This window comes from Mesorhizobium sp. M7A.F.Ca.ET.027.03.2.1 (genome assembly GCF_003999175.1).
In the GTDB taxonomy this organism is placed as follows: Bacteria; Pseudomonadota; Alphaproteobacteria; order Rhizobiales; family Rhizobiaceae; genus Mesorhizobium.
Genome location: NZ_RZOM01001857.1, coordinates 1 through 502 on the forward strand (window position 1 = coordinate 1; position 502 = coordinate 502).

1 protein-coding gene is annotated in these 502 nt (G+C 57.4%); it reads left to right on the top strand.

The window, feature by feature from the left end:
• Positions 1–339: 339 nt before the first annotated feature.
• The coding region (locus EN750_RS38460) for an LON peptidase substrate-binding domain-containing protein (protein ID WP_145968397.1) at positions 340–502 on the top strand (163 nt) is incomplete at its 3' end.

Consider the following 502-nt stretch of genomic DNA (forward strand, 5'->3'; position numbering starts at 1 on the left):
GAAGGAAAAGAAGGGCAATGTCAGCGCCTGACATGATGAGCCCGCAGCGAAATTCTGAAACGGCGCCGCAAGGCGCCGTTTTGCTGTCACACAGGGCTTTTGCGCGGCGTACGGCTTGGCGTCGCAAATGTGTCACTCGCGGACGGGTTGGAAGTGCGGATTTGGACACGCCCCTTGATCTTTGGGGGTCGTGCATCCAACTAACTGGAGAAGGCCGAGGTGCCCGATTTCTGTGCTGTAAAACTCCCGTCATAAACGGTGGTAGGCGGAACGATCCCCGGTCGTTAATATAAGATTCGCGGTTGGCTGATTGGCGGCCGCGACATGAAAGGTTGGACAATGGCCAAAGTATCCAAGGCACCCAGCGACGGCGTCTTCGCAGTTCTCCCACTGCGCGACATCGTGGTGTTCCCGCACATGATCGTGCCGCTCTTCGTCGGGCGTGAGAAGTCGATCAAGGCGCTGGAAGAGGTGATGGGTCAGGAAAAGCAGATCCTGCTTG